Annotated in this window: 18 protein-coding genes and 2 pseudogenes; 11 read left to right on the top strand and 9 right to left on the bottom strand. The window is 77.7% G+C overall.

The features are described 5' to 3' along the window. Positions 1–401: 401 nt before the first annotated feature. Positions 402–797 carry a VOC family protein gene (locus tag LUW75_RS00980; RefSeq protein ID WP_250333917.1) on the bottom strand — a complete coding sequence of 132 codons (396 nt, stop codon included), beginning with the start codon at positions 795–797 and terminating at the stop codon, positions 402–404. 229 nt (positions 798–1,026) lie between these two features. Between LUW75_RS00980 and LUW75_RS00985 the strand changes: the two genes are divergently transcribed. Genes LUW75_RS00985 through LUW75_RS00995 form a run of 3 tightly spaced genes read left to right on the top strand, consistent with a single transcriptional unit; the run spans position 1,027 to position 2,925 of the window. After that, positions 1,027–1,710, top strand: coding sequence for a HemK2/MTQ2 family protein methyltransferase (locus LUW75_RS00985; protein ID WP_250333918.1), 684 nt, complete (start codon positions 1,027–1,029; stop codon positions 1,708–1,710). Continuing rightward, the gene (locus LUW75_RS00990; protein WP_250333919.1) at positions 1,694–1,909 is read left to right on the top strand and encodes a CDGSH iron-sulfur domain-containing protein; all 216 of its coding nucleotides are present in this window, start codon (positions 1,694–1,696) and stop codon (positions 1,907–1,909) included. The genes LUW75_RS00985 and LUW75_RS00990 overlap by 17 nt, the downstream gene beginning before the upstream one ends. 2 nt (positions 1,910–1,911) lie before the next feature. Next, the gene (locus LUW75_RS00995; RefSeq protein WP_250333920.1) at positions 1,912–2,925 is read left to right on the top strand and encodes an iron-containing redox enzyme family protein; all 1,014 of its coding nucleotides are present in this window, start codon (positions 1,912–1,914) and stop codon (positions 2,923–2,925) included. Between the two features lie 335 nt (positions 2,926–3,260). On the opposite strand, the gene LUW75_RS01000 is transcribed toward LUW75_RS00995, so the two are convergent. Then, positions 3,261–3,431 carry a hydrophobic protein gene (locus LUW75_RS01000; protein ID WP_250333921.1) on the bottom strand — a complete coding sequence of 57 codons (171 nt, stop codon included), beginning with the start codon at positions 3,429–3,431 and terminating at the stop codon, positions 3,261–3,263. Between the two features lie 293 nt (positions 3,432–3,724). Here LUW75_RS01000 and LUW75_RS24455 point away from each other — a divergent pair, with 293 nt between their 5' ends. Next, complete coding sequence (locus LUW75_RS24455; RefSeq protein WP_349816383.1) at positions 3,725–4,474, top strand: restriction endonuclease; 750 nt, start codon at positions 3,725–3,727, stop codon at positions 4,472–4,474. Continuing rightward, the gene (locus LUW75_RS01010; protein WP_250333922.1) at positions 4,471–5,013 is read left to right on the top strand and encodes a putative immunity protein; all 543 of its coding nucleotides are present in this window, start codon (positions 4,471–4,473) and stop codon (positions 5,011–5,013) included. Before LUW75_RS24455 ends, LUW75_RS01010 begins: the two co-directional genes overlap by 4 nt. A gap of 521 nt (positions 5,014–5,534) precedes the next feature. On the opposite strand, the gene LUW75_RS01015 is transcribed toward LUW75_RS01010, so the two are convergent. Further along, entirely contained in the window at positions 5,535–6,176 is a 642-nt protein-coding gene (locus LUW75_RS01015; protein WP_250333923.1) for an RNA polymerase sigma factor, read from the bottom strand. Positions 6,177–6,583: 407 nt separating this feature from the next. Between LUW75_RS01015 and LUW75_RS01020 the strand changes: the two genes are divergently transcribed. Genes LUW75_RS01020 through LUW75_RS01030 form a run of 3 tightly spaced genes read left to right on the top strand, consistent with a single transcriptional unit; the run spans position 6,584 to position 10,169 of the window. After that, on the top strand, positions 6,584–7,882 hold the full coding sequence (locus tag LUW75_RS01020) for an FAD-dependent oxidoreductase (protein WP_462933679.1): 1,299 nt from the start codon (positions 6,584–6,586) through the stop codon (positions 7,880–7,882). Next, positions 7,879–8,613, top strand: a complete 735-nt coding sequence (locus tag LUW75_RS01025) for a methyltransferase (RefSeq protein WP_250333924.1) — start codon at positions 7,879–7,881, stop codon at positions 8,611–8,613. Before LUW75_RS01020 ends, LUW75_RS01025 begins: the two co-directional genes overlap by 4 nt. Next, positions 8,610–10,169 (top strand): FAD-dependent oxidoreductase, encoded by a 1,560-nt coding sequence (locus LUW75_RS01030; RefSeq protein ID WP_284453791.1) that lies wholly within the window; start codon positions 8,610–8,612, stop codon positions 10,167–10,169. The genes LUW75_RS01025 and LUW75_RS01030 overlap by 4 nt, the downstream gene beginning before the upstream one ends. A 51-nt stretch (positions 10,170–10,220) precedes the next feature. On the opposite strand, the gene LUW75_RS01035 is transcribed toward LUW75_RS01030, so the two are convergent. From LUW75_RS01035 to LUW75_RS01055, 4 genes and pseudogenes are all read right to left on the bottom strand, one after another. Beyond that, positions 10,221–11,237 (bottom strand): DUF5914 domain-containing protein, encoded by a 1,017-nt coding sequence (locus LUW75_RS01035; RefSeq protein ID WP_250333925.1) that lies wholly within the window; start codon positions 11,235–11,237, stop codon positions 10,221–10,223. Beyond that, a pseudogene (locus tag LUW75_RS01040) lies at positions 11,234–12,231 on the bottom strand (phytoene/squalene synthase family protein). The gene LUW75_RS01035 and the pseudogene LUW75_RS01040 overlap by 4 nt, the downstream one beginning before the upstream one ends. Beyond that, positions 12,218–13,765 (bottom strand): phytoene desaturase family protein, encoded by a 1,548-nt coding sequence (crtI, locus tag LUW75_RS01045; RefSeq protein WP_284453792.1) that lies wholly within the window; start codon positions 13,763–13,765, stop codon positions 12,218–12,220. Before crtI ends, LUW75_RS01040 begins: the two are co-directional and overlap by 14 nt. Continuing rightward, a pseudogene (locus LUW75_RS01055) lies at positions 13,762–14,909 on the bottom strand (polyprenyl synthetase family protein). Before LUW75_RS01055 ends, crtI begins: the two are co-directional and overlap by 4 nt. Before the next feature lie 352 nt (positions 14,910–15,261). Here LUW75_RS01055 and LUW75_RS01060 point away from each other — a divergent pair. The 3 genes from LUW75_RS01060 to LUW75_RS01070 all read left to right on the top strand — a co-directional run bounded on the left by LUW75_RS01060 (position 15,262) and on the right by LUW75_RS01070 (position 17,482). Next, on the top strand, positions 15,262–15,612 hold the full coding sequence (locus LUW75_RS01060) for a PRC-barrel domain containing protein (protein ID WP_250333926.1): 351 nt from the start codon (positions 15,262–15,264) through the stop codon (positions 15,610–15,612). Between the two features lie 35 nt (positions 15,613–15,647). Continuing rightward, complete coding sequence (locus LUW75_RS01065; protein ID WP_250333927.1) at positions 15,648–15,797, top strand: hypothetical protein; 150 nt, start codon at positions 15,648–15,650, stop codon at positions 15,795–15,797. A gap of 374 nt (positions 15,798–16,171) precedes the next feature. After that, on the top strand, positions 16,172–17,482 hold the full coding sequence (locus tag LUW75_RS01070) for an acyltransferase family protein (protein WP_250333928.1): 1,311 nt from the start codon (positions 16,172–16,174) through the stop codon (positions 17,480–17,482). 66 nt (positions 17,483–17,548) lie between these two features. On the opposite strand, the gene LUW75_RS01075 is transcribed toward LUW75_RS01070, so the two are convergent. Both LUW75_RS01075 and LUW75_RS01080 read right to left on the bottom strand, forming a co-directional pair. Next, complete coding sequence (locus tag LUW75_RS01075; protein WP_250333929.1) at positions 17,549–18,754, bottom strand: MFS transporter; 1,206 nt, start codon at positions 18,752–18,754, stop codon at positions 17,549–17,551. Between the two features lie 104 nt (positions 18,755–18,858). Continuing rightward, positions 18,859–19,395: an SRPBCC family protein gene (locus LUW75_RS01080; protein ID WP_250333930.1), complete on the bottom strand. Its 537-nt coding sequence runs from the start codon at positions 19,393–19,395 to the stop codon at positions 18,859–18,861. Positions 19,396–19,473: the final 78 nt, after the last annotated feature.

Raw genomic sequence — 19,473 nt, forward strand, 5'->3', positions numbered from 1 at the left:
GCATACCGGGCCGGCCCCTCTCCCCGGCGGGTGCCCTTCCGGACCGGGGCCGCCCGGTCCGGAAGGACACCCGGCCGGTCGGGAGCTGCTGCGCCGACGCGGCCGACCGGGAGCTGCCCGGTGGGGAGTCGTTCGGCGCGGTACGCGTGCGGCTCCGCTCCCCGCGTGAGACCGGGGCCCGGCCGGGCCCCCGTCCGCGGCCCGTCCGGGGGCCGCCCGGACGGGGCGGAGGGACGCTCCCCGGGCGGCCGCGCGGCGGGCGGGCGGTGCCCGCGTGTCCCGGGGCGGGCGGACCCGGGTGCGCACGCGCCGCCGGGAAGGGCCGGCCGGAACACCGCCGGGCGCCCTGCCCGCCGCCGTCCGGGCGCCCACGCTCCGGGCACCGGTGCGCCGCGCCGGCCTCAGGAGGCCGAGCGCCCCTCCCGCGCCACCAGGGCGAAGGAGTGGCCCGCCGGGTCGGCGTACACCCGTACGTCACGGGGGCCCGAGTTCTGCTTCGTCTCCACCGGCCGCGCTCCCAGGGCGACCGCCTCCCGCTCGGCCTCGTCCATGTCGGCCGCCGCGAGCAGGATGTGGAGGTGCGCCTGCTGCGAGTCGTCCGGGCGGGGCCAGCTGGGCGGGGCGTACCCGTGGTCCCGCCGGATCGCCAGTTGCACGCCGTCGTTGCCGACGACCTCCACGAAGTCGGGGTCGGCGCCGCGCCGCACGTCGCCACCGAGCAGGCCGGCGTAGAACTCCGCCAGCGCCTCGGGCTCGGAGCAGTCGAGGACCAGGACGCTTCTCTTCGATACCGTCATGGCCCCCTTCTGCCCCTCCCCGCCCCGGACACGCCCCGGACGTGCCGCGGGGCCGCGGCCCCGGGGCGTGGGGCGGTGCGCGCCGGTCCGCGTCCTCCGCCCCCGCGGGCCGCCCGCCCCCGAGGCCGCGCCCCGTCCGGAACGGATGAAAGCGGCGCCGGCGGGCACCCGGGGAGCGAGAACGCCGGGCGGCAACGGGCCGCCGGCACGACCTTTCCAGGGAGCCGGTATGCCGAGTCTGATGGACACCGGCCGGGGCGCCGGGGCGCTGCTGCTCGCCCCGGGGGTGTACGCGCCGCAGTCCGACACGTTCCTGCTCAGGGACGCCATCGAACGCGAGGAGCTGCCGGCCGGGGCCGAGGTGCTCGACGTGGGCACCGGGAGCGGGGCCCTCGCCCTCGCGGCCGCGCGGCGCGGCGCCCGGGTGACCGCGGTCGACCGCTCGTGGCGCGCCGTGGTCACGGCCCGGCTGCACGCGGCCCTCGCCCGGCAGCGGATCCGGGTCCTCCACGGCGACCTGCTGCAGCCCGCGGCGGGCCGCCGCTTCGACCTGATCGTGTGCAACCCGCCGTACGTCCCCTCCCCGCGGAAGCGGCCGCCCCGGCGGGGCGCCGCGATCGCCTGGGACGCGGGCCACGACGGCCGGGCGGTGCTCGACCGGGTCTGCGACGGCGCGGCCGACCTGCTGCGGCCCTCGGGCGTCCTGCTGCTGGTGCACTCGGCGCTGAGCGGCGTCGCCCCCACCATCGAGCGCCTGGAGCGGGCGGGGCTGAGAGCCGCCGTCGTCCGGCGCAGCTCCGTGCCCTTCGGCCCCGTACTGCGCTCGCGTTCCGACTGGCTGGAACGCCGGGGCCTGATCGCTCCCGGCCAGGAGAAGGAAGAACTGGTGATCATCCGTGCCCACCGCCCCTGAGGAACGCCCGGCCGCCGGTCCCTGCCGCGTCACGGTGACCGGGGAGGGCCCGGTGCTGCTCGACGGGCCGGTCGAGGTCGCCCTGGACGACGGGACCGTCGTGCGGTCCGACCGGTTCGCCGTGGCGCTGTGCACCTGCCGCCGCAGCCGCACCTACCCCTGGTGCGACACGAGCCACCGCCGACGTACGAAGAGGTGACCATGGAGGACCGGATCCCACCGGCGGGCGAGGCCCGCGGAGGCGAGCTGCCGCCCGCGCGCGGGGAGGTGTCCGAGGGGGTGCTGGCCGCCCTGCGCGGCCCGGCGGGCGGCCCGGTGCCCGTCCCCGGGGCCGCGCGCACCGCCGACCCCCTGGGCGACGACCTCCAGCTGACCCTCTACCTCTGCTACGAGCTGCACTACCGGGGGTTCCACGGCGTCGACCCGGCCTGGGAGTGGGACCCCGGGCTGCTCGCGCTGCGCCGGACGGTGGAGGAGCGCTTCCTCGGCGAGCTGCGCGCCCGGACCGGCGGCCGGCCCGACGTGCACGAGGCGCTCGACGAACTGCTCACCGAGCCCGTCGACGGCGACGGCGTCTCGCACTTCCTCCGGGACAAGGGAGAGCTGTGGCAGCTGAGGGAGTACGCCGCCCAGCGGTCCCTCTACCACCTCAAGGAGGCCGATCCGCACGCGTGGGTCATCCCCCGGCTGCACGGCAGGGCCAAGGCGGCGTTCGTGGCCGTCGAGTACGACGAGTTCGGAGGGGGCCGGCCCGAACGGGTCCACGCGCGGCTCTTCGCCGACCTGATGACCGACCTGGGGCTCGACACCCGCTACGGGCGCTACCTCGACCACGCTCCCGCCGAGATGCTGGCGAACGTCACCCTCATGTCGCTCCTCGGGCTGCACCGGGTGCACCGGGGCGCCCTGGTGGGGCACTTCGCCACCGTCGAGGTGACGTCGTCGCCCGGGTCCCGCCGGCTCGCCCAGGCCATGCGCCGTACCGGCGCGGGCCCGGCGGCCGAGCACTTCTACGCCGAGCACGTGACCGCCGACGCGGTGCACGAGCAGATCGTCCGCAGGGAGGTCGTCGGCGGGCTGCTGGCCGACGAGCCGGAGCTCGCCCCGGACGTGGCCTTCGGGATCGCCGCCACCGTCCACCTGGAGGACCGCCTCGGTGAACGCCTGCTGGGCGCCTGGCGCGAGGGCGCCACGAGCCTGCGGAAACCGCTGTGAGGCACCGGCCCGGGGCGCGGCGGCCGGTACGGGGCGCGGCCCGTCCCGCCCCGGCCGGCGGCGGGCGGCCGCCCGCCGCGGGTCCGGCCTGAGCGAACCCCCTGCCCGGGGCCCGGCCGTGCGCCGGGCCCCGTCCGTACGCGCGGGAACGGTCCGGAGCACTCCGTGCGGCGTGTTCCGGACCGTTCCCGCGGGGCGTGTTCCGCCGTACCGGCTGCCGGGCGACCGGCCTCCCCGCGGGTGCGGACGGCGCGCCCGGAGAGGGCCACCCGGCGCCGCGGCCCCCTCCCGAAGGGTTCGGGAGGGGGCCGCGGCGCCGGGTGGCCGGACCGTGTCTACCAGCGGTACCAGCGGCCCCGCGTGCCACCGGCTCCCGCCGAGCGCATGACGAAGCCCAGCAGCCACACCACCAGCACGATGACCGCGACCCACCACAGCGCTTCGATCGCGAAGCCCGCGCCGAACAGGAGCAGGATCAGGAGAAGGACCAAGAGCAAAGGAACCATGATTATCAGCCTCCGCTCCCCGTGTGCCCCGCCCCGGCGCGCACACACGTCCGCGTCGGAGTGGGACCTCCTTCCGGCGTACCGGACCGTCGGCGCCGCCGGCAGGCGGCGCCGGAGCGCGGGCGACCGGCTGGTCGGCCTCCTGGTGGCCGCGGTCCCGGCCGTCGCCGTGGTGGTGGCCCTCGTGAACTGGCTGCCGGCCCACTGGTGGGTCCTGGCCGTCACCGGTGGGCTCGCGGCGGCGACCGGCGGCGGTTGGCTCTACCGCAGCCGGCAGCGCGCGCTGGGAGGCGGTGCGTGCGCGGGGCCTGCGTTACGGGCTGGTCCAGCTGGACGGCCTGCACCATGCCCGGTTCGAAGAAGCGGTGCGGGACCTGATGCGCCGTGACGGCTGCCGGGACGCGGTCCGGGTCGGGGGCGGCGGCGACCTGGGCGCCGACGTGAAGGCCACCGACCCCTACGGCAGGCGCTGGGTGATCCAGTGCAAGCACCGCGGCGAGGGCCCGGCCGGTTCCGCCGTGGGCACTCCGGACCTGCAGGTCCTCAACGGCACCGCCCGTCAGGTCCACGGCGCCGACGTCGCGGTGATCGTGACCGACGGCCGGGTCACCGCGCCCGCCGTCGCCTTCGCCCGGCAGCAGCGCCTCCACGTGGTCGACCGCCGCACCCTCGGGGTGTGGGCGTCCGGCTCGCGCCCCCTGTGGGAACTGCTGCGGGCCGTCCCCCGCCCCGCCGGCCGACCGCCCTGTCCTGAGCCCCCCCACGCCCCGGTCGGCCGTCGGCGCCGGCGACGCGAGGATTCGCCGCCCCCGACCCGGCCGGTACGACGGGTTGCGAACACCGCGGCCTCCACGTCCCCGGCCGCCGCGGTTCCACCGCCTCCGCCCCGGCCGCCGGCGCCCCGCGGCCCCCGCGCAGCCCGGACACGCCCGGGTTCCGCGGGGCGGGGACGGGGCGGCGTGCCGAAGGGCGGGGCGCCGAGGCCCGGCGGCCGCGGACGCCGCCGGGACGGGCCGCCCGCGGTGGGAGGATCGACTCCATGACGACTGTGCACGGTGACTTCGAGCTGACCATGGACGAACTGCGGGTCGTGGCGCGCTACGCGGCGGAGAGCGCCTCGGAGGTCCTCCCCGTCTTCGAGGAGGCCGTGCCCGGTGACCTCCGCCCCCGCGCGGCCCTCGACGCCGCCTGGGAGTTCGTCGGCGGCGCGAGGAGGACCAGGTTGCAGCGCGTCACCTCGCTGGACGCGCACCGGGCCGCCGGGGAGGCGGGCACCGAGGCGGCACGGCTCGCCGCACGGTCCGCCGGCGACGCCGCGTCCGCCGCCTACCTCCACCCGATAGCGCGAGCCACCCAGGTGGGTCACATCCTGCGCGCCGCCGCGAGTGCCGCGCGCGTCGCCGAACTGAACGCGCACGGCGACCCCGAGGCCGGAAGGGAAATGATCGAACGGGCCCGGCGGCGCGCCACGCCGGAACTGATCGCCGTCCTCTCCCGCTACCCTCCCGCGCCGACCGCCGGAAAGAACCGCGTCGCACGGCTCATGAGCGCCCTGGACGCCTCACTGCGCGCCTCCGGCTGAAGGCCGGGCAGGTGGCGCGGGCGCGCGGGGCGGGATCCCCGCCCCGGGAGCGACCGGGCACGGGAGCCCTGCGGGAGCCCGGGGCCGAGCGTGTTCCCGCGGGTCGCCGTGGACGGGGCTCCCACCGGACGCCCCGGCCGCGCGGGGAGACGGGGCCTGACCCGTCCGCGCCCCGCACCGGGCGGCCGGCGCGGACCGGGTGCGCGGGGGAGCCGGCCGTTCACCGGGAGCCGGTGGGCCGGCTCGGAGCCCGGCGCCGGGCGGAGTGCCGCAGGGGCTTCGGGGGCGGACCGGCACCCGCGTCAGGGCCCGGACCGGGGAACGGGGCTCGCGCCGACCCGCCGGTGCCGGGACCGGCCCCCGCCGGCCCCGGGAGACCGGCTCCGCAGCCATCGGCTCCGGGGGACCGGCCTCCGCGGTCGGAGCGGATCCCGTGGTCACCGGCTCGGCTCGGCCCCCGTACCGCCGCTCCCCGAGGACCTGCGCCCGGTCGGCCGGGCGCCGCGGCCGTCCCCGTGCGGTCAGCAGGACGGTCCGAGGGGAACGTCCCGGGGGAGGGGCTCCGCCGCGGGGCCCTGCCCGATCCGGCGGCGCAGGACGTGCAGGCCCCTGCGGGCGTGGCTCTTGACCGTGCCCAGCGGTATGCCGATCCGTGAGGCTATCTGGCTCTGGGTGAGGTCCTCGTAGTAGGCCATGCGCAGTACCTGGCGCTGCCGGGGCGGCAGCCGCGCGAGCTCGCCGGCGAGGAGGACGCGGTCCAGCACCGCGTCCGGTGTCGTGTCCCCGTCCGGGGGGACCGTCGTGTCCGGGACGCGGGCCGCCGCCTCGGCGAGCCGCAGGCGCCGGGTCCGCGCTTCGAGCGCGTCCGCGATCTTGCGGCGGGTGATGCCGGTCAGCCATGCGCCGAGCGGGCCGCGCTCCGGGCGGAACCCCGCCCGGCCGCGCCAGGCGGCGACGAAGACCTGCTGGGCGACGTCCTCCGCCTCCCGGGCGTCGCCGAGCGAGCGGGCGGCCATCGCGTGGACCAGAGGGCTCCACCGCCGGTAGGCCGCCTCGAAGGCGCACTCGTCGGAGCCGAGGGGGCGGTGCCCCGGATCCGCCTCGCAGGGCGCCTCCCCCACGGGGGGCACCGTGCGGTCCGCGGGGCCGGTGATCGTGCTCATGGTCTCGTTCCTCCCGCGTCGGCCGCATGTGTGGAATCGGAGGCCATGCGCCGGTCGGCGCCCTCGGCCCGCGTGCCGGAACCCCCGTGCCCCGATCGGGGGCGCGCTAACGGGCAGATCCCCGCACGGTGCCGCGTACGCGCCGCCCGGCCGCGTGGAGGGCGAAGGCGGCCCGCCGTGGCCCCGGGGCCCGGCGGAGGCGCCCGGCCCGTGCCGCGGGGTCGGGCGTCCCCGGCGGCGGCCGCCCGCGCGGTCGCCGGGCGCCGGGCTCGCCCGATGGGGCTACGGCCGTCGGCGGCGCCTGGCTTCGGCGGCCGCGGCGTGGTCCGCTGGATCCCGTCCACCGCATCCACCGGCGTGCGGGCGGCCGAAGTACGGGTGTCGGGGAAACCGCGGCAGGGAGTGGGATGGACTTCGACGGAGTGCCCGGGCCGGTGCCCGGCGCGGACGGCGCCGGGCACCGTGGGGGCGCCCCGGCCCCCGGGGGGGCGCGGCAGGTGAGCGGCGGCCGGGGCGGGACGGACGTGGTGATCGTGGGCGGCGGGGCCTCGGGGCTGAGCCTGGCGCACCGCCTGGCCCGGGCCGGGGACGTCACCGTGACCGTGGTGGAGGCCCCGGACGGCCCGCTGCGCCCCGCCGAGCGCACCTGGTGCTACTGGGAGGAGGGGCCGGGCGAGTTCGACGGCGCGGTCGTCGCCTCCTGGTCCCGGCTGCGGGTCCACGGCCGGGACGGCGTCGCGGTCACCGCGGACCCGGCGCCGCTGCGCTACCGGATGCTGCGTTCGGCGTCCTTCGAGTCGCTGGTGCTCTCCGGTCTGGCCCGGCGCCCGGGGGCGCGGGTGGTCCGCGCGACGGCGCACGACGTGCGCGACGGGGTGCGCGGCGGGGCCGAGGTCCACTGCACCGCGCCCGACGGCCGCGCGCTGGTCCTGCGGGCGCGGTACGCCTTCGACTCCCGGCCGCCCCGCCGGCTGCCGCCCGCCCGCACCACGCTCCTGCAGCACTTCCGCGGCTGGTTCGTGCGCACCGCCGCCCCGCGCTTCGACCCGGGTGTCGCGGACCTGATGGACTTCCGCGTGCCGCAGCCGCGCCACGGGCTCGCGTTCGGCTACCTACTCCCCCTGGCACCCGACCGGGCGCTCGTGGAGTACACGGAGTTCTCCCGCGCCCCGCTCACCGCCGCCGCGTACGAGACGGCGCTGCGCCACTACACCGGTGAGGTGCTCCGGCTCGGCGCGCTGTCCGTGGAGTCGGCCGAGCAGGGGGTCATCCCCATGACCGACGCGCGCTTCCCCCGCCGTGCCGGGCGGGCCGTGTTCCGCATCGGCGCGGCGGGCGGCGCGACCCGGCCGGCGACCGGCTACACCTTCGCCGCCGTGCAGCGGCAGAGCCGGCAGGTGGCCCGCGCGCTGGGCGAGGGGGGCGAGGTCGTGCCGCCCCCGCACGGCCGGCGGGCCCTCGCCATGGACGCGGTGCTGCTCCGCGCGCTGGACACCGGCCGGGTGGACGGACCGGACTTCTTCACCGGCCTCTTCCGCCGCGTCCCGGCCGAACGCCTGCTGCGCTTCCTCGACGGGGCGACCTCCCCGTGGGAGGAGGTCGGCATCGGCCTGCGCACCCCCGTCGGCCCCATGCTCCGCACCGCCGCCGAGCTCCCCTTCCTGCGGCGCCGCACCACCCCCGGATCCGGAGAGGACCCCCTATGACGCTCCTGCGGGACCACGACCTGGCCACCGCCTTCGACCACGCCGCCCGCACCTACGACCGGCTGACGGCGGTCAACCCCGGCTACCGCACCGACCTGCGGCGCTCCGCGCGGCGCCTGCGGCTGCCGGGCGGAGGGGCGGGGCTGCACCTGCTGGACCTGGGGTGCGGCACCGGCGCCTCGACGCGGGCGCTGCTGGAGGCCGCCCCCCGCGCGCGGATCACGGCCGTCGACGCGTCGGCCGGCATGCTGCGGCGCGCCCTGGCCAAACCGTGGCCGCGGAACGTGCGCTTCCTGCACCTGGCCGCCGAGGACCTCGCCCCGGGCCGCGCCGGGGACCCGTACGACGCGGTGTTCGCCGCGTACCTCTTCCGCAACGTCACCGACCCCGACGCCGTCCTCACCGCGGTGCGCGCCCTGCTGCGGCCCGGGGGGCGCCTGGCGGTGCACGAGTACTGCCTCGGCGGTTCCGCGTTCCACCGCGCGCTGTGGAACGCGGTCTGCCGGGCGGTGGTCATCCCGGCGGGGACGCTCACCGGGGACCGGGACCTGTACCGCCACCTGTGGCGCAGCGTGCTCGCCTTCGACTCCGCGCCCGCCTTCGCCGCCCGGCTCGCACGGGCGGGGTTCGACGGGGTGCGCGCGCTGCCGGTCGCCGGCTGGCAGACGGGGGTGGTGCACACGTTCCTCGCCGGGAGCGGCCGCCCGGGCGGCCCGGAGGAGGGCCGGTGAGCCCGGTCGCGCGGCGCCCGGGGGCCGCCCGCCGGGGCCGGGACCGGCGGGCGGAGGTGCTCCTGCCCGCCCCGGGCCGGGAGCGCCTGACCGGCGACCGGCCGAGCGCCGCCGTGGTCGGCGGCGGTATCGCCGGCCTCGCCGCGGCGACGGCGCTCGCCGAGCGCGGGGTGCGCGTCACGCTCTACGAGCGCGAGGAGACGCTCGGCGGGCGCGTCCGGGGGTGGCGCACCCGCCTGGCGGACGGCTCGGAGGCGACCATGAGCCGCGGTTTCCACGCCTTCTTCCGCCAGTACTACAACCTACGCGGCCTGCTCCGGCGGACGGACCCGGGCCTGGACCGGCTCGTACCGCTGCCGGACTACCCGCTGCGGCACCGCCGCGGCCTGACCGACGGGTTCGCCCGGGTCCCCCGCACGCCCCCGTGGAGCGCGCTCGGGTTCGCCGCGCTCAGCCCGACCTTCGGCTGGCGGGACCTCGCCGGTATGGACCCGCGCGCCGCGCTGCCGCTGTTCGACGTGCGCGTGCCCGAGGTGTACGAACGGTTCGACGGGGTGAGCGCGGCGGACTTCCTGGAGCGGATCCGGTTCCCCGAGGCGGCCCGCCACCTGGCGTTCGAGGTCTTCTCCCGCAGCTTCTTCGCCGATCCGCGCCACCTGTCGGCCGCCGAGCTGACGGTGATGTTCCACATCTACTTCCTCGGCTCCTCCGAGGGGCTGCTGTTCGACGTGCCGGGCGAGCCCTACCCGCAGGCGCTGTGGGAGCCGCTGGGCGGGTACCTGGAGGGGCTCGGCGCCGACGTGCGCACCGGGACGCCGGTGCGCGCCGTCCGCGCGGACGGCGCCGACCTGGTGGTGGAGACGGACGGGGGGCGCGAACGGCACCGGGCGGTGGTGCTCGCGCCGGACGCCGGCGGGCTGCGCGCCCTGGTGGCGGCGTCTCCGGGGATCGGCGGCACCGCGTGGCGCGGGGACGTGGCGTCGCTGCGGGACGCGCCGCCGTTCCTCGTCTCGCGGCTGTGGCTGGACCGGCCGGTGCGCCGGGACCGGCCCGGGTTCCTCGGCACCAGCGGCTACGGCGGTCTGGACAACGTCAGCGTCCTGGAGCGCTGGGAGGGCGAGGCGGCGCGCTGGGCCGCGCGCACCGGCGGTTCGGTGGTGGAGCTGCACGCGTACGCCGTCGATCCCGGCGCCGAGCGGAAGGACGTGCAGGACCGGCTGGTGGAGCGGCTGCACGAGGTGTACCCCGAGACGCGGGACGCGCGGACCGTCGACGCGCGGCACGAGTGGCGGGCGGACTGCCCGTTGTTCCCCGTCGGCGCCCACCGCCGGCGCCCCGCCGTCCGCACCGCGCACCCGCGCGTGGTGGCGGCGGGCGACGCGGTCCGCTGCGACCTGCCGGTCGCCCTGATGGAGCGCGCGGCCACGACGGGGTTCCTCGCCGCCAACGCGCTCCTGGCCGGCTGGGGCGTGCGGGGGCAGGTGCTGTGGACGGTCCCCCGCTCGGGGCGGACCGCCGTGCTGCGGGCCCTCGCCGCACTGGCCGGGGAGGGCTGACCGCGGGTCCCACGCCGGGGAGGGGCGCGCCCGCCTCCCCGGCGGGCGCGGTCAGCCGGGGAGGCGGCCCGCGTCGCGCAGTGCCCGGAGCCGTTCGGCGTAGGCCAGGTCGTCGCGCCAGAGCCGGCCGGCCGCCCGGCGCACCACCGGGCGCAGCAGCGGGGCAGCGGCCCGTGCCAGCGCGAAGCCGCGCCGGTCGGAGGCGGCGACGACCGCCTCCACGACGGCGGTCCTCGGGCGGGGCGAGCCGGGCGCGGTGAGCGGGGTGGCGTGCGTCTCCACCACGGAGCCCGCCCCCTCGCCCCCGGTGATGCGCATGACGACCGTGCGCGGCCCGGGGGCGGTGAACTCGGCCCGCACGGGGACGACGAGCCGCCCCGCCACCCGGAACGCCACCTCCACCGAGAACGCGTCCCGCCCGTCCTCCCGCGGCGCGTCCACGACGCGCAGGTCGACGAACGAGTACGGGTGGAACCACGAGCCGTGCCACGGGTCCAGCCGGTTGGCGACCACGTCCCGCGGCTCGCACCGCCCCACCGCGGTGAACACGGCGTCCACCGCGCCGCCCGGCGCCGGGCGCTCCGGGACCGCGGGGCGCTCCAGCGGCTCCCCGCCGCCCGCCCCGTCCAGGCGGACCCAGACCAGCACCCCGTCGTCATGCGCCGGGAACGGCTCCCACCCGGCGGACGGGCGGCCGTCCAGGGCCAGTCCGTGCCAGTGGCACAGCAGCGTCCCGCAGACGACCCGGCCGTCGCGCAGCGGGGCGCCCAGGTGCGGACAGGCGCCCGGTCCCGCCCGCAGCCCGCCGTCCTCCGCCCGCCACAGGACGACCTCCACCCCGGCCACCGTCCTGCCGTACGGGCGGCCGGCCGCGACGTCCCGCGAGGCGCCGACGACGAACCAGTTGCCCGACGGCCTCGCGGCGGCCCGCGCGAGCGCGTCGGCGATCAGGGCCGGTTTCGCCTCCCGCCAGGTGGGCCGCTGCTCGTTCCAGCGCGGGGCCCGGCGGATCCTCAGCGGAGGGGTCCAGCTGGTCCCGCCCCCGGTCCCGCCCCCGGTCGCGCTCATCGGACGCACCCCTCCCGTTCCGTCGTCCCCCGGCCCGCCGGTGCGGGCGCGGGGGCCGCCGCCCGGGCGCGCACCCGGGCGGCCAGGACCTGTACGAGCCCGGCCGCGGCGGTGGCGGCCCGGCGCCGCCGGGGCACCGCCGAGCGGTGGTGCAGCACGGCGTAGCCGTCGTCGGCGATCGCGTCGAGGATGCCGCCGTACAGGACGCGGGCCGCGCGGATGCAGGGCCGCACGCGGGGGTCGAGCATGGCGATGCCCGGCTCGGCCTCCCGGTACACCCCCGCGTGAGGTGCTCGGCGGCGACGAGCGCGGCGCGGATCCGCCGGTCGCGGCGCCCGGTGCGGCGGCTCCACTCCAGCAGGGGGCGGTCCACGCCGTGGGCGGCGAGCAGGTCCGCGGGGAGGTAGACCCGGCCGCGGTCCAGGTCCTCCCCGACGTCCCGGAGGAAGTTGGTGAGTTGGAAGGCCACCCCGAGGGCCGCCGCGTGCGGGGCGGCCTCCTCGCGGGGGACGACCGTGCCGAGCACCGGCAGCATCTGCAGTCCGATCACGGCCGCCGAGCCGTGCATGTACGCGCGCAGGTCCGCGTAGGTCGGGTAGTCCGTGACGCTCAGGTCGCTGCGCATGGAGGCCATGAAGTCGGTGAACAGCCGGTGGTCGACGGCGTACCGGCCGGCGGTGTCCGCCACCGCGCGCACCACGGGTTCGCCGCCTCCGGTCCCGCGCAGCCCGTCGGCCAGGTCGTCCTCCAGGGCGCGCAGCCGCCGGTCGCGCTCCGCGGGGGTCAGCCTGCGGGCCAGGTCGTCGACGATGTCGTCGGCCCAGCGGGCGAAGCCGTACAGGGCGTGCACGGCGGGCCGGCGCTCGACGGGCAGCAGCCGGGTGGCGAGGAAGTAGGTCCTGCCGTGCCGGGCGTTGAGCTGCCGGCACCGCGTGTACGCCGCGCGCAGGACGGGGTCGGCGATCCCCGCCGCGTCCAGTTCACGACGGGTCATCGGCGCCGCCTTTCCGGGAGGGCACGGTGGTGCGGACGGGCCGGCCGGGCCGGGCGGCCCCGGTGATCCGGGCGGCGGCGAGCTTGCCGCTGACGAGGACCGTGGGGACGCCCACGCCGGGGGTGGTGCCGCAGCCTGCGAGGACGACGTTGTCCCAGCCGCGCATGAGGTTGCGCGGCCGGAACGGGCCCGTTTGCGCGAAGGTGTGGGAGACGGAGAACGGGGTGCCCGCCGCGTGGCCCTGCGCCGCCCAGTCCAGGGGGGTGACGAGCAGTTCCCGGTCGACGGAGGCGGCGAACCCGTCCAGTCCCCGGCGTTCGAGTTCGGCCACGAGGCGGTCGCGGTAGCGGGGGCCGAGGTCGCGCCAGGACTCGGGCGCCGGGCCGGTCGTCGTGTTGGGGCAGGGGGCCAGGACGTAGTGGAGGTGGCGCCCCTCGGGGGCGAGGGACGGGTCGTGGGTCGTGGGTCGGGTGATCAGCAGCGACGGGTCGCTCATCAGGCTCCCCCGCCGCGTCAGCTCGTCGAAGGTGTCCTCCCAGGCCGCGCCGAAGGAGATCGTGTGGTGGGCGAGCCCCGGCCACGTGCGGCGGGTCCCGGCGTGCAGGACGACGGCGGACGGGGAGTGCCGCAGCCGCACCGGCCGCCGGGGCGCCCGCCCCAGCAGGCGGTGGACCACGGGCAGGTCGGGGGTGAGCACCACCGCGTCGCAGGCGATCCGCTCCCCCGTCGACAGGTGGACCGCGCGGACCCGGCCCGCACCCCGCTCCAGCCGCGTGACCTCCGCGGACCAGCACAGCCGCGCCCCCGCCTCACCGGCCGCGTCCGCCATGGCCCGCGGGAGGGCGTGCACCCCGCCGCGCGGGAAGTACACGCCCGCCACGGTGTCCATGTAGGCGATGACCGCGTACGCGGCGAGTGCCCGCGCGGGGGCCACCCCGGCGTAAAGGGCCTGGAAGGAGAAGACCCGCCGCAGGCGCCGGTCCGTCAGGAAGGCGCCGACGCGCGGCGCCAGCCGGCCGAAGCCGCCCAGGGCCGCGAGCCGGGCGAGGTCCGGGTGGAGGAGCTGGAACGGGGAGTCGAAGTTGGCGTCGATGAAGCGGCCCATCTGCACCCGGTACAGGCGTTCCAGCCACTCCCTGAGCCTGCGGTAGCCCTCGGCGTCGGCGGGTCCGGCGAACCGCCGCACCTCCTCCTCCATGGCGTCGGCGTCGGTGTGGACGTCGAGGGCCGAGCCGTCCGCGAAGCGCGCCCGGTACGCCGGGTGCAGCGCCACCAGTTCCAGCCGCCGGTACAGGCTGTCGCCGACGGCGGCGAACGCCTCGTCGGCCAGCTCCGGCATGGTGAACACGGTGGGACCGGTGTCGACCCGGTACCCGCCGAGCTCCACCCGGCCCGCCCGGCCGCCCGGCCCGGTCTCCCGCTCGACGACGGTGACCCGCCGGCCCGCGCCGAGCAGGTGGAGGGCTGCGGCGAGGCCGGAGAGCCCCGCGCCGACCACGACGACGTGGCCGGTCGGTCCGGGCACGGTCTTCACGCGGCCTCCCCGCCGTGCATCGGCGCGGTGCCGGACGCGATCCCCACCGAGGCGGCGAACTCCTCCCGGACGGCGCGGTCCGCGCCGGTCCGGGCGAAGTGGCGCACGCCGGCGGCCGCCAGTTCCGCGATCTCCGCCTCGACGACCGTGCGCGCCCCCGTCCGCTCCATCGCGGCGCGCATCCGGTCCACCTCCTCGTCCGTGAGCGGCTCTCCCCCGGGCCGCAGGGCCCCGATCGCCTCCTCGTCGCCGGACGACTCCGCGAGCGAGGAGGCGACGGCGAAGAGGTAGGTGAGGCGGCGTCCGCGCAGGTCCTCGCCGACCGGCTTGCCCGTGGCCGAGGGCTCCCCGAAGGCGCCGAGCAGGTCGTCGCGGAGCTGGAAGGCCAGTCCCGCGCACCGCCCGGCGGAGCGGAGCGCGTCCAGGACGGCCGCGTCGGCGCCGGCCAGGACCGCGCCCAGGGCGAGGGGCCGCCCGACGGTGTACAGCGCGCTCTTGAGCGCGGCGATGGCGACCGCCTCGTCCACGTCGGACGCGCCGGTCGCCTGGGCGTGGACGTCGCGGTACTGCCCCGCGACCATCTCGCCGCGCATGGCCCGCCACTCGGCCAGGAGGGCCGCCGCGCGGGGGTGCCGAGCGCCGTCTCGGCGAGCAGGTCGTCCGCCCAGGCCAGGGCCAGGTCGCCGGCGAGGACGGCGGCGGCGGTCGAGAAGCGCTCCGGCGCGCCCCTCATGCGGCCCGCGGCGTGCATGCGGGCGAAGTCCGCCTGGACGGACGGCGCCCCGCGGCGCGTCGGCGACCCGTCCATGACGTCGTCGTGTATCAGGGCGCACGCCTGGACCAGTTCGAGGGCCGCGCCCACCCTCAGCACGGCCCGCGGGTCGCCGGTCCCGCCGGCCGCACGCCAGCCGCACCAGGCGAAGGCGGCGCGCAGGCGCTTCCCGCGGCGCCGGGTGAACGCGGCGACGCGGCCCGCGACGTCGCGGGCGTGCACCGGATCCACCTCGCGCGCCTCGCGCAACCGGACGCCGAGGTGCTCGTCGAGGATCGCCTCGACGGCCGCGACGGCGTCGCGCGCCGTGCGCGGCGCGCCGTCCCGCCCGGTCCGGCCGCCGCCGGCCGTGTTCGTCCGCGTACCGGGCATGCCCGTCCCCTTCGTTCTCTGGTCCCTGTCACCCGTGCTTTCCGTCTCGGGCCCCGGCACGGATGCGCTTATCCCTGCCCCGTACGCGGCCCGGCCCCGAACGGCTCACCGGTACGGCCCACAGGTGCGGGTGCCCGGGCCGCCCGCCGCGGCCGGCGGGCGGTTCCGGTGCCGCGGTGCGCGGCCCTCCCCGCGGCTCCGCGCCCCACGCCTCCGGCGCCCGCCCGGTCGAGGGCGGCGCGGCGCGGCGGGAGTCCCCCGGCGGACGCGCCGGACAGGCATGGGGGCCGGTTCGCGGGGCAGGCGGATGTCACCCATCGGCCCCCGTACGGGGCGTAAGGAGGAGCGTGACGTGCACACGGACATCTGGGCCTGTCCCGAGGCTGCGAACTACGTTCCCGGCACCGACCTGACCGGGTACGGGGTCGAGGCGGTGGACGGCTCCATCGGCAAGGTCGACAAGCACTCCGCCGAGGTCGGCGCGTGCTACCTCGTGGTGGACACGGGACCGTGGATCTTCGGCAGGCAGGTCCTCCTCCCCGCCGGAGTCATCACCTCCGTGGACGACGAGCAGCGGGTGGTGCGCGTCTCCCGCACCAAGGAGGAGATCAAGAACGCTCCGGAGTACGTTCCGGACAGGCACGACCACGACGGCGGGCACCGCATGGAGTTCGCGGACTACTACCTGGCGTTCTTCCGCTGAGGGCCCGCCCCGCATCCGTACGAGAAGGAGATGACATGTCCGGTCTGATGAATCGGCTCAAGGAGTTCGGCCGCAGCCCGCAGGGGCGGAAGCTGGCGGACCAGGCGCGGCGGGCCGCCGCCGATCCGCGCAAGCGGGAGCAGGCCCGGCGGCTGCTCGGCAAGCTGCGCGGCGGCCGCCACTGAGGCGGCCTCCCCGCCCCCTCACCCGCACGGACGGCGGCGTCCGTGCGGGTGAGGTCGTTCTCCGGGGTATCCGGGCGTGCGGGGCACGCCCCGAGTGCCCCGCCGCGCACGCCCGGGTACCCGGCGCTCCGGTGTGCAGACCTCCAGTCAGGTCGTCCCGGCGCGAGGGGACTTGCGGCCGCGGCCCCACGGGGGCGGCGGTGCGGGAGGCGCGGGCACAACCGTTCGCGGGGGCCGTGTGTCGTACGTGGTGCGGGTGGTTCCGCGGGAGGCGTTCCCCGACCGTCCCCGTGCCGGCGCGCATCCGGAAGACGCCGGTACGCGCACACGTCCGGCGCGGCCTGTTCCGGGGCCGAAGGATACGAGGAGATCCCGTGACACCCCTGCTCGGGCCGGTCCGTGCCCCGGCCGTCCGGCGCCCCCCGCGGCTGGCGGCGCTGGACGGCCTGCGCCTGCTCGCCGCCCTGATGGTGCTGCTCTTCCACTACGTGGGCCTCGGCCACGGGTGGAGGGCCCCCGCCCGGACGCTGTTCCCTGAGGTCTTCCCGTTCGCGGCGTACGGGTGGCTGGGGGTGCAGTTGTTCTTCCTGGTCAGCGGGTTCGTCATCTGCATGAGCTGCTGGGACCGTTCGCTGGGGGACTTCTTCACCTCGCGCGTGGTGCGGCTGTACCCGGCGTACTGGTTCTGCGTACTCGCCACGACGGCCGTGCTGGTGCTCGTGCCGGGCGGTTACGTCCGGCGGCCCTGGCACGAGGTGCTGGCGAACCTGACGATGGTGCAGGCGTTCCTCGGGGTGGAGCCGGTGGACCCGGTGTACTGGACGCTCTTCGCCGAACTGCGGTTCTACCTGCTCTTCGCGATCGTCGCCTGGGGCGGGCTGACGTACCGGCGCGTCCTGCTGTTCTGCTGCCTGTGGGGGACGGCCGCGCTGGTGCTCGACCGGTTCGGCGGGGAGTCGTTCGGCCAGTTCCTGATGCCCGAACACTGCTGGTACTTCATCGCCGGCATCGCCTTCCACCTGATGTACCGCTTCCGGCCGACGGCGCTCCTGTGGGGCGTCGTCCTGATGTCGTTCACGGCCGCGGTGCCGACCGCGCGTGCGACCTGGCGGGCCTCCGTCGGGAACATGGGCCAGTGGGTGCCGTTCTGGCCGGTGATGGCCGTGCTGGCGGTGTCCTTCGCGGCGATGGCCCTGATCGCCACGGGCAGGACCGACCGGATCACGTGGCGCTGGCTGCCGGTCGCCGGATCGCTCACCTATCCGCTCTACCTCCTGCACCAGTACGTCGGCTGGGAGCTCATCACCCACGTGGAGGGGAACTTCCGGATCCACCCCGCCGTCCTGCTGGGGGCGGTGGCCGGCGGGATGGCGGCGGCCGCCCTCCTGGTCCACCGGTGCGTCGAGGAGCCCCTGGGCCGCTGGCTGAGGCCGCGGGTCCGGGCGGGCGTCGAGGACGCCTCGTCCCGTGCCGGGCGGCTGCGTCCGCAGGCGGCGGACCTCCGGGACGCGGGGACGGGGCGGGCGCCGGGCCCGCCCCCGGCCGGCCCCGGCGCCGCGGTGCCCGGCCCGCGCCGGGAGGCGGCCGTCGCGCGGGCTCCGGGGAGCGACCGCGGCGGCCCGGTGTGCACGTCCGGCTGCGGGCGGCCCGTGCCGTCCCGAGCCGGTGCGGGCGAGCCCGGCTGAGGAGCGGCGGCCCCTGCCGGGGCGCGCCGCGGCCCGGTCCGCGGCGGTCCGGACGGCGCCGGCCGGTCAGCGCGCCCCGCCCGTCTCCCCCGCCGGCACCGGCCGCCGGAGCAGGTAGACGCCCGCCGTCGACACCAGAGCGACCATGCTGGCGATGAACACCAGTCCGGCGCCCTCCAGGCCGATCGGCCCGGACAGCAGCCCCACCCCGATGACCGGCACGGAGATCCCCGCGTAGGCCACCACGAACAGCGACGAGATCACGGCCGCGCGCCGGTCGGCGTCGGACGCCCCGGCGACCGCGGACAGCGCCCCGCGGAAGGCCAGGCCCTGTCCGATCCCGCCGACGACCGCGCTCAGCACCACCAGCGGCAGCAGGTCCCACCACAGCGCCCCCGCCAGCAGCGCCAGCCCGCCGAGGAGCGCGGCGCAGCCCAGCGGCAGCGACCGGCCCACGCCGAGCCGGCCGACGGCCAGCTGCCCGGCGGTCGAGGCGAAGAAGGCGAGTGCGACGACCAGCCCGCTCACCGCGCGGTTGTGCACGTCCAGGGACTGGGCGAGGAAGGACGGACTGACCGATGTGAACACCCCGAAGAGGGCGAACCCCACGAAGGCCGCGGTCGCCGCCGGGGCGAAGACCGCCCGCACCCGCGGGGGCAGCCCCGGCCGCTGCGGCCGCACGGTGCTCAGCGGGCGCCGTTCCCGGACGGTCTCCGGGAGCCGGAGCAGGACGGCGGCCGAGCAGGCCACCAGGGCGAGGTGCACGGCGAACGGCAGGTGCAGCGGCCAGTCGGCGTACTGCGCGAGGACGCCGGCGAGCAGCGGGCCGCAGCCCAGCCCGCCCATGTTCACGGAGGTCGCCACGAACGTGGCCCGCGAGGCGCCCCCGGGTGGTGCCAGCTCCATCACGTACGCCGTGGCGGCCCCGGTGAACAGGCCGGCGGACAGGCCCGACAGCAGTCGCCCCGCGTACAGCCAGCCCAGGGCGGTGGCCCCCAGGAAGCAGGCGGCGCTCGCGGCCGCGAACCCCAGCCCCCACCACAGCACCGGACGCCTGCCCACGCCGTCCGAGGCGTTGCCCGCCAGCAGCAGCGCCCCGACGACTCCGAGGGCGTAGACGGCGTAGACGACGGTGACCGTGAGTTCGGCGAAGCCGAACTCCTCCTGGTAGAGGCCGTAGAGGGGGGTCGGCAGCGTCGTGCCGGCCATGCACACGGCGAAGACCGCCCCGCCGAGCAGGCACGGGCGCCAACTCCGGAAACCACCGTTCATACCGGTGACGGTAACCCCGGCCGCGGCCCGCGGCCCGGTGTGCCGCGCCGCCGTGTCCTCCGTCCGCCGCCCCGGCCGCGCCCTGCCCCTCCGTACCGCGGGGGTCAGGCGCCGGATCCCGCGGAGGCGGCCCCGACCAGGCCGTCCAGCCATGCCTGATGGCCGTTGAGCATCGGGTTGGGGACCTGGCGGGCCAGTTCCGCGGCGAGTCTGCCGGTCTGCGTCTCCTGGGTGAGGACGCGGACCCGGCCGCCGGGCAGGTCCTCCACCAGCCAGGCGTGCAGCACCTCGAGCCGCTCCTCGGGCGGGCCGTCCTGGTGGGCGGCCCAGGACAGGCGGCCCGGCGTTCCCTCCGCCGGGGCCCGGAACTGCACGACGCGGGCGTGCTGGGTGCGCACGGACGGGAAGCCGACGGGGTCGAAGGTGAAGACGGTGCCGTCGCTCAGGACGGGACCGCCGCCCTCCGGGAAGGAGATGCCGGTGATGTTGTCGTAGTACGACTCCCAGGTGGAGGTGTCGGTCAGGTAGCGCCAGACCCGGGCGGCGGTGAGACCCCGGACGATCACCTCGTTGGAGACGAAGTTGTCGCCGGTACCGGGCAGCTGGTCCTCGGGCCAGTCGATGGCGTTCTGGACGGTCATGAGGGGGTTCTCCTTTCGCGGACCGGGGCCGGGCCGGCGGTGCCGGGCGGGGCGGGCTCCCGCGGGTGGACGCGGTCC

Source organism: Streptomyces sp. MRC013 (genome assembly GCF_023614235.1).
Classification (GTDB): Bacteria; Actinomycetota; Actinomycetes; order Streptomycetales; family Streptomycetaceae; genus Streptomyces.